Annotated in this window: 5 protein-coding genes and 1 pseudogene; 1 reads left to right on the plus strand and 5 read right to left on the minus strand. The window is 51.4% G+C overall.

Annotated elements, in window-relative coordinates:
- Window positions 1-93: 93 nt before the first annotated feature.
- The 5 genes from KIN_RS21995 to KIN_RS22015 form a co-directional block, all read right to left on the minus strand.
- On the minus strand, window positions 94-453 hold the full coding sequence (locus KIN_RS21995) for a DDE-type integrase/transposase/recombinase (RefSeq protein ID WP_159811228.1): 360 nt from the start codon (window positions 451-453) through the stop codon (window positions 94-96).
- A 265-nt stretch (window positions 454-718) separates the two neighbouring features.
- Complete coding sequence (locus tag KIN_RS22000) at window positions 719-1,006, minus strand: transposase (RefSeq protein WP_159811230.1); 288 nt, start codon at window positions 1,004-1,006, stop codon at window positions 719-721.
- 99 nt (window positions 1,007-1,105) lie between these two features.
- Window positions 1,106-4,582 carry a calcium-binding protein gene (locus KIN_RS22005; RefSeq protein WP_159811232.1) on the minus strand — a complete coding sequence of 1,159 codons (3,477 nt, stop codon included), beginning with the start codon at window positions 4,580-4,582 and terminating at the stop codon, window positions 1,106-1,108.
- Window positions 4,583-4,820: 238 nt separating this feature from the next.
- Window positions 4,821-5,420, minus strand: coding sequence for an acyl-homoserine-lactone synthase (locus KIN_RS22010; RefSeq protein WP_159811234.1), 600 nt, complete (start codon window positions 5,418-5,420; stop codon window positions 4,821-4,823).
- 150 nt (window positions 5,421-5,570) lie between these two features.
- Window positions 5,571-6,488 carry a hypothetical protein gene (locus KIN_RS22015; protein ID WP_159811236.1) on the minus strand — a complete coding sequence of 306 codons (918 nt, stop codon included), beginning with the start codon at window positions 6,486-6,488 and terminating at the stop codon, window positions 5,571-5,573.
- Between the two features lie 381 nt (window positions 6,489-6,869).
- On the opposite strand from KIN_RS22015, the pseudogene KIN_RS22020 reads away from it, so the two are divergent.
- Window positions 6,870-6,989, plus strand: a pseudogene (locus KIN_RS22020) (integrase core domain-containing protein); the annotation flags it as partial.
- Window positions 6,990-7,256 lie beyond the last annotated feature (267 nt).

The raw sequence follows: 7,256 nt of genomic DNA on the forward strand, positions 1-7,256 counted from the left end.
TTGCTATGGGAGAGACCACTTCTTGACGGCAGAGCCCGTCTGGGCAAACATAAAAGGGCATTCGATCAATCGGATGCCCCATGACCTGCTGACCTAAGCAGCCAATTCTTCCCGACATAGGACGTTGCCGGACCGGATGTATTTGGGCTTCCCGTACCGCAATAGGAGTGGATAGGGCGCATCCAGCACGTCTGCGCTGTTCATCTTTGGTTTGACCGCGACACACAGTGCCTCACGGGTGTATTCATCCAGCACCGTCAACGTCTTGTAGGGACGGCCGTTGCTCAGTTTGTCGTGCACAAAATCAATGCTCCAGATGTGACTGGGATGTTGCGGCCGCAGCCGGATGATTGAGCTGTCCTTGTTGTAAAGCCGCCTGCGCTTCTTGTGCTGCCTTGGAAGCTGCAGGCCTTCTTCGCGCCACAGGCGTTCGATCTTCTTGTGATTGACCATTGCCCGGCAGGCGATTTGGCAAAGCCAAATCTGCCGAGAGGGGGCCAGCCTTCAACGCGCAGTAGTTCCGCAACCTTACGATAGCCGTAGCGACCATATTGCTTGGCCAATCGGATCATTGCCAGACGCAACACCTCATCGTCCGTGGAAACCGCCTTGTATTGCAACGTGCTTCGCGCCACGCCTAGAACCCGGCATGTGTGCCGTTCGGAGGTTGCCAGTTTTTGTCGGGTGCGCACCACGGCCTGATGAAGCTGGTCTGTCGTCAGGCCTTCGGCTTTAAATAATCAAGGCTCTCTTTGAGGATCAGCTTATCCAGCTCAAGCTCCGCCACGATCTTCTTGAGCCGATCATTCTCTTTCTGCAGCGCCTTCAGATTGGCCATCTCGGATCGCCCCATGCCACCAAACCGTTTGCGCCATATGTAATAGGTCGCATCACTGACACCTGCGGTTCTGCAGGCCGTCGCCACGTCTGAACAAGACGCCAGGCTCAGTTCAATCTCACGCAAAAGCCGAAGAACATCTTCATCCGAATACCGTTTCCGCGCCATCAATCCAATCTCCAAAACTAAGCCACCTTTGGCACAGTTTTAGGGGGGCAAGACACAAGCGTAGAGGCCAGTGATATCAAATCACCAGCCTCTATGGCATCAAATCAGTATAAAATCCTCTAGTGTCAATTCCACACCTTTCTCGAATTGGGCAATTACCTCACCATCTGCTGAGCCGGCACCGTCGCCATCGTATACAAGTTCCCCGCTCACAGAGGAATATGTGAAAGCCGCATTTTCTGTGTGCATATGCTGATCTATATATACCATTGGATCATTCGAAGCAGCCGCGAGCTCTATACTTAGAACCTCCAGTGCTATATAATCCTCCCCGGATTGGAATGAGTGTACAGTATCTTTCCCATGTTCGCCAAAATTTGAGAATACGAAAACATCGTCTTCGCCAACACCTCCATACAGGAAGTCGTCTCCTTCCCCACCAAAGAGTATATCAGTTCCTAATCCACCAATTAATCGATCATTCCCTTTGCCCCCTATTAATACGTCGGCATGAGTGCCGCCATAGATTGTATCGTCCCCGGCCCCACCTATAATGAGGTCTTTGTCATTCTGGCCGTAGAGAACATCATTGCCTCCTCCGCCCACAAGGGTATCGTTGCCATCTGAACCCCGTATTGTATCATTTCCCAAACCTCCATCTAGTAAATCGGCACCGCGCTTACCAACAAGAAGATCGTCACCGTCATGGCCGGCGATAATATCATCACCATCGCCGCCCCTTATTTCATTTCTTTTATTATCACCCTCAATACTTATCTCCCTTCCAGTCGATCCGATGGGAGCATAGTCAATTGCTTGTGAAATGAAGGCGGGTATATCAAGGTCTGCGTTCGCAGTCTCAGATGGCGTATCATCGGTCCCACGGAGAGCCATTCTGACTTCATCGTTTGGCGTGTCGTCGTGTTCGCTGCCAATAGTTTCAACCCTTACTGCTCCAGAACCCTCTCGAATAATTTCCAAGCTGACGGTATCGGTCCGGTAATCGAGTACGAGCTTTGCGTCTAGTTCTGTAGAAAGTCCCTCGATTTCGACATTTCTGAAGCTGCCCATCAACTCGTCCACTTCGATGAGCGTGCTGTTCCAGTTGGCCGTGTCTAAGCCACGAAAGTTTACCGCTATTGTCGCCGACCCCAAATCGATTCCCGATTGCACATCCGGTCCACCTTCGCCGAAAGCGCCGCTGCGAAACTCTGCAATCTGCCCAAGACTTCCATCCTTGGCTGCAAAGCTCAGCGTGGCATCATCGGCCAGACGCAGGACTGCCGTGCCGCCGTTCTCGCCGTCAAAGCCGACGCGGCCCTCGCTCCCGTCGATGTGCAATGTGCTGCCATCCAGAAGGTCGAATGTGGCGTTGTCCGTTGCCAGAATGGTCTGACCGTTGGTGATGTCGATATCGGTGGCGCCTTTGAAATGGCCCGTGTTGGCAAAGCGACCGCCATCCACGTCGATATCCAGGTTGTCGCTGTCCTCATAACCGTCGATCCAGACCTGACCGGCCTCGGAGATCTGAAGCGCCGCACCGCGGTCGCCGGCTTCCACATCGCCCTCGACCTTGAGATAGCCGTTGTTGACCTTCAATGCGCCGCCATCGCCGAAATCGAGATCCTTGAGGGTGGTGGTGCCGCCATAGGTGACCCAGTTGCCCGCCAGATCGACACTGTCGCCGCTGTCGCGCCCGGGCAGGCTTTCGCTGTCCCAGTTCAGGCGGTTGTCCCAGCGGACCCCTTCGCCCAGATCATTGGGCGCAAAGCGCAGGGTGTCGCCTGGGGTGCCGTTGTCCAGATCCACATCAAGCCCAAAGCCCTGCTGGAAATAGGCGACGATCAGATCGGCATCCGAAACATCGTCCCAGCTGTCATCGGTGTCCTTGCGCAGGTACTCGGCCAGATCGTCGATCGTGGCGTTCTTCTTGCCCAGAAGATCGGCCGCATAAAGCTGGATGGTGGTCTGGTCGAGCTTGGCCTCGTTCAGGTCCTCGACGTTCTTGTTGCGTGCGTCTTTCTGGTCGTAATGCTTCTGTCCGACCCAGTTATAGACGATGGTGTCATCGTAATACGGGTTCGACGTCGACAGGGCCTTGTGCGCGATGATCTTGTCATCCAGCTCGGACGGGTCGTTCGGGTTGGCCAGATGGGTGATGATGTTGTTGTGAAGCGTTGTCAGCTTGCCTGCATCCACCGCGCCCATGGTGAGGGCACCTTCCTTCTGGTCGACCTCTTTGTGGGCGCCGGAGGTGATGATGTTGTCCGTGAAGAGCGTGTAGTTCCCGACGGAATCGTGGCTCTTGTAGGTGCCGCCGAGGAAGCTGACGGCCGCGTTGTTGTCGAGGAATACGTTGTCTTCGATAAAGCCACCGCCGCGCAGCTGCGCCCCGAAGGAGGCCCCTTCCATGGAGATGTTGTCGCGGAAGGTTACATCCAGCGTGTCATATTGCAGGTAGACATTGTGGCTGTAGAAGCTCGGAGGTTGCCCGCTACTGCTCGACAGGTCTTCGCTGTAGCTGTCGGACCAGCCATTATGTGCGAAAAGCGTGTTCTCGATTAGAAGATCTTCGGTGTTTTTCGCGAAAATGCCTGAAATCCGGTCGTGGGACTGGTTCCATGTGTCGCCGCCCCTGGATGGGACGTCGTGGTAGACATCTGTCACGTCCGAGTTGCGCAGGGTGTAGCCATCCACGTTCTGGATGTTCATTTCCTCTCCGGTGACCGACAGGTTTTCCATCAGGATGTTGCTGCCGCCCAGAACCTGCACGCCATTGGTGAAGGCCAGATCGCTGATCACGATGTTGGACGAGTCTTCCTGATAGGCGTTCAGGGGGGCGTTGATGACGGGTTTGTCCCCATCCCCGTAAGAGGTGATGTGGATCGGGTGCAGCTCGCTTTCGCCTTCGGCCCCACGGGCGACCAGGCGGCCCAGATCGTCGTATTCGTATCCGCTTTCCAGATGCAGCCAGTGCGAGTTGGGACCCTCGTCCCCATCGGTGATGTTGTACCACAGCTTCATGCCTGCATCGGGGTTCAGCGCCATGTCCTCGGTGCTGCCGTATTCCGGGTGATCGGCCAGCCAGCTTCCGGTAATCTTGCTTTCGCTGATCCCTTCCAGCTTGGCGATGTCCTTCAGGCTCAGAGCGTCCTTGCTGTTGGAGACGTATACATCGCGGTGGATGTCCCCGTGCTCGACGACCACGCTGCCCGTGTCATCGGTTTCCAGCATGTAATGGTCGCCCGTGCCCCATCCGGCCTCCTGGGGGCCTTCGACCACTTTGACCGCAGAAGAGACCGTTTCTGAGGAGCCGTCGGTGTAGGTCACCTCGTAGCTGAAACCGAGCGTGCCCTTGTGGTCGCTCTCGGTCAGAACGAGGGCCAGAGTGTTGTCCGGATTGACGGTGAGGTTGCCCGCCTCGGGCATGTCCACGACACGGACCGAGGCGATGTCATCTGCATCTTCAAGGCTGAGGGTGGTCACACGACCGCCGATCACCTCAGGGGTGTCATCGTCATCGATCTCTCCGACCGACGAGTTCTCGCCAACCGCGCCTGCAAAAGCTTCGCTCATTTTCGCCTCTTCTTGATTAATGTGCTTCAATTCAGAGGCTCATATCGGAGAAGAAGTTTTAAAAACTCACCAAGCAGGCGAAACATTTACTATCAATTTTAGATGCTATCTTAATATTAAAATTATCTAACTTAACAAATGAATACGTAAATAGGAAATAGTGCTGAAAGATCCATCATATTGTTTTTATTTTTCTGATCTGGAATCAAGGAAACTCCTTGATTCCAGACAGTAAAATCTAAGCGGCTCTCTCTGAAACCTCTAACGGCAACGTATCTAAATCAATAAGTTTAGGTATCGCACCCTGATGAGCGTACCATCTTACAAGAATAAGATTTTTATCGAACGGGCTAACTAACGTAACGTCAGGGGAGCAACCAAGTCGATTATATATTCTGAGGATGGAAGGTGTACAGATTGCCACAAAGTCATGAATTCGCTCCATGAGTGCAAAATGCCCAACACCTCGCAACAGTTCCTTTGTCGCTCCCATTGATTCTTTTGTTGAAAGATTCGGCGCCAAACAAAACCGCGTTACTTCCCAAACATTCCCGGGGTTCGGAAGATCAATCTCAAAGTAATCTTTGAAATGATCTCCTATCATGAAATTTTCAGATGCTTTGGACAGTCTGACTGAACCAAGATGACCGCCGGTATCAGATGCTAGAATTAAATATCTAGCATGCCCATTATCATATTCGTCAATCTCGTGCCCATTTTCATCGATTTTAAGCGGCCATTTCAGCCTATCTACGAATTGGCGTCTTCTATGGGTAAGCATTTCGTGCCGAAGCTGCTCAGAAAGCTCTAAGGTGGAAAGGCTGTGCATTTGAAGCATTATTTTCTCCTGAATACCTCGCGGAGAACGTTTTGCTTGATTTTTGTTACTAGATCACGACTAGGACGAACGCAGGGTTCACCTATCGTTTATCAAAGTTGAAGAAGAATTAAGAAATGAGCGTAAATAATTTATAAGTATACGAATTTATTAAGTTTTTATTGGCCAAATACCACGGGTTTGCGCTCCCTCAAACAAAAGGATTTTCAGATTTTGAGATCTGAATATAACAGGATTTACCCGAACCATTGAATGCCCGCAAATCAGCTGCTCTTCGCTGGACAAACAAAGCTTTCGCTTCTCAACAAACGATCGACTATTAGAAAATGATCCATATTCCAGCTTGAACCCTATGTAATCGGAAAGATCTCCACCAGTAGATTTTGAACGTCCAAAATGCACTACCGCACTTTTATTAGAGTAAATAATTCTCGAATCTGAGTCGATCAGTATAGCTGGCGCAGGAATAATATCCATACCAGGTCTGAGGGAATTTTCAGCTAAAACAAGTGTTGCAATCTTCTCGATCTCACCTCCTGCTCCGAAGAGAGGAATGGATAAGCGATACCACCTCGAAGCAAAGACACCGTGTGGTGGCTCATGTATACTCAAGCAAACCTCCTTACGAACTGAAATTGCATAGTATAACGCCGTAAAGTAATTTCCTATTAGTTCGGGGAAGTCAGTAGTCTTGCTTCCGGTCAAATTCCTACCAAGCACTGCGGCAATATCCGCCCCGTACGCTTCATAGGTAAAGTCAAACATGGATTGGCCAACAGATACAATAACAAGAGAGTCCCTATATCGATCAATATTAATGTTATTAAAGCTCTCTACTGTTAAAGTCCCATCTTTGCTAGCGAACTTATGACACTCGTTTGCAAAGGATACCATATTTCGCTGTAGCAGTTGAGGTGTCGCAGGAGACCAAAGGACTTCAGCGGGGCGGAGCCCTTCACCGAGAAAAGAGTCCGAAACACTTTTGCTTTGCCCTATGGCTAACTCAGTGGCCATTTGGATAAGAGGAACGCTTTCCCGGAATATTGGTTCATCTTCCAAAGCGAGCATTTTATTCTCCAAAACAGTCCAAGTTCACTTCTTCAAAAGCAACAAAATCTCCGAATCTAAAAAAGAGTGGTTCTGCTGCATGTAGGCAACACTCGGTAATCAAAGTTAAAGCTAGGTTAAGGACAGCTGTCCTAGGCGGAGAGCTGCTTACGCAAGAATATGAACTGCGACCTACACATCTAAAACGTTTGTTTCCTTCCGTTTAGTGCCTTGTTGCGAAGCTGCATTGCTGAAGCTACTCAGGGAACTAGACCGTTTTGAGCTGGAATTTTCCATTTATGATCCCAAGCGCGGGAGAAGGAGAGTTCGATGAAGAAGAGCAAGTTCACGGAAGCGCAGGTCGCGTTTGTGTTGAAGCAGGTAGAAGACGGCACGCCAGCTGCCGAGGACTGGCGCAGAGGCTACAACGAAGTCCGACCCCATAGCGCAATCGGGAACAAACTACCGATCTCGCTCATCAACGGTTCAAGAGAGCAGGTCAGAGCCAACGTACCGCCCTGAACTTAAACCCCCGGAAAATCTCCAACCGGGTGGTCCGACGAAGCGAAGCAGCTCAATCCTCCGGTTTCCGAAACATAGCGGAGGAACACTTCACCGGGGGAGGATCATTTTTCTACCGTAGCTCGCGAGGCAGTGTCAGGGGCAGTGTCAGGTTATTATTGATGGCACGCCAGAACGGAGCTGCATTTTGATTTCAAGCGATCAACTCGTGTGCATACTCAGTCCAAATTTCGAAGGCATCGGCTCGGGCGTGGCGGTAGGAACGGG

Origin of the sequence: Litoreibacter roseus (assembly GCF_009811795.1) — a bacterium.
In the GTDB taxonomy this organism is placed as follows: Bacteria; Pseudomonadota; Alphaproteobacteria; order Rhodobacterales; family Rhodobacteraceae; genus Litoreibacter; species Litoreibacter roseus.

Coding starts and splice junctions, on each gene's coding strand:
- KIN_RS21995 (WP_159811228.1), bottom strand. CDS start 453: ATGGTCAATCACAAGAAGATCGAACGCCTGTGGCGCGAAGAAGGCCTG.
- KIN_RS22010 (WP_159811234.1), bottom strand. CDS start 5,420: ATGCTTCAAATGCACAGCCTTTCCACCTTAGAGCTTTCTGAGCAGCTT.
- KIN_RS22005 (WP_159811232.1), bottom strand. CDS start 4,582: ATGAGCGAAGCTTTTGCAGGCGCGGTTGGCGAGAACTCGTCGGTCGGA.
- KIN_RS22000 (WP_159811230.1), bottom strand. CDS start 1,006: ATGGCGCGGAAACGGTATTCGGATGAAGATGTTCTTCGGCTTTTGCGT.
- KIN_RS22015 (WP_159811236.1), bottom strand. CDS start 6,488: ATGCTCGCTTTGGAAGATGAACCAATATTCCGGGAAAGCGTTCCTCTT.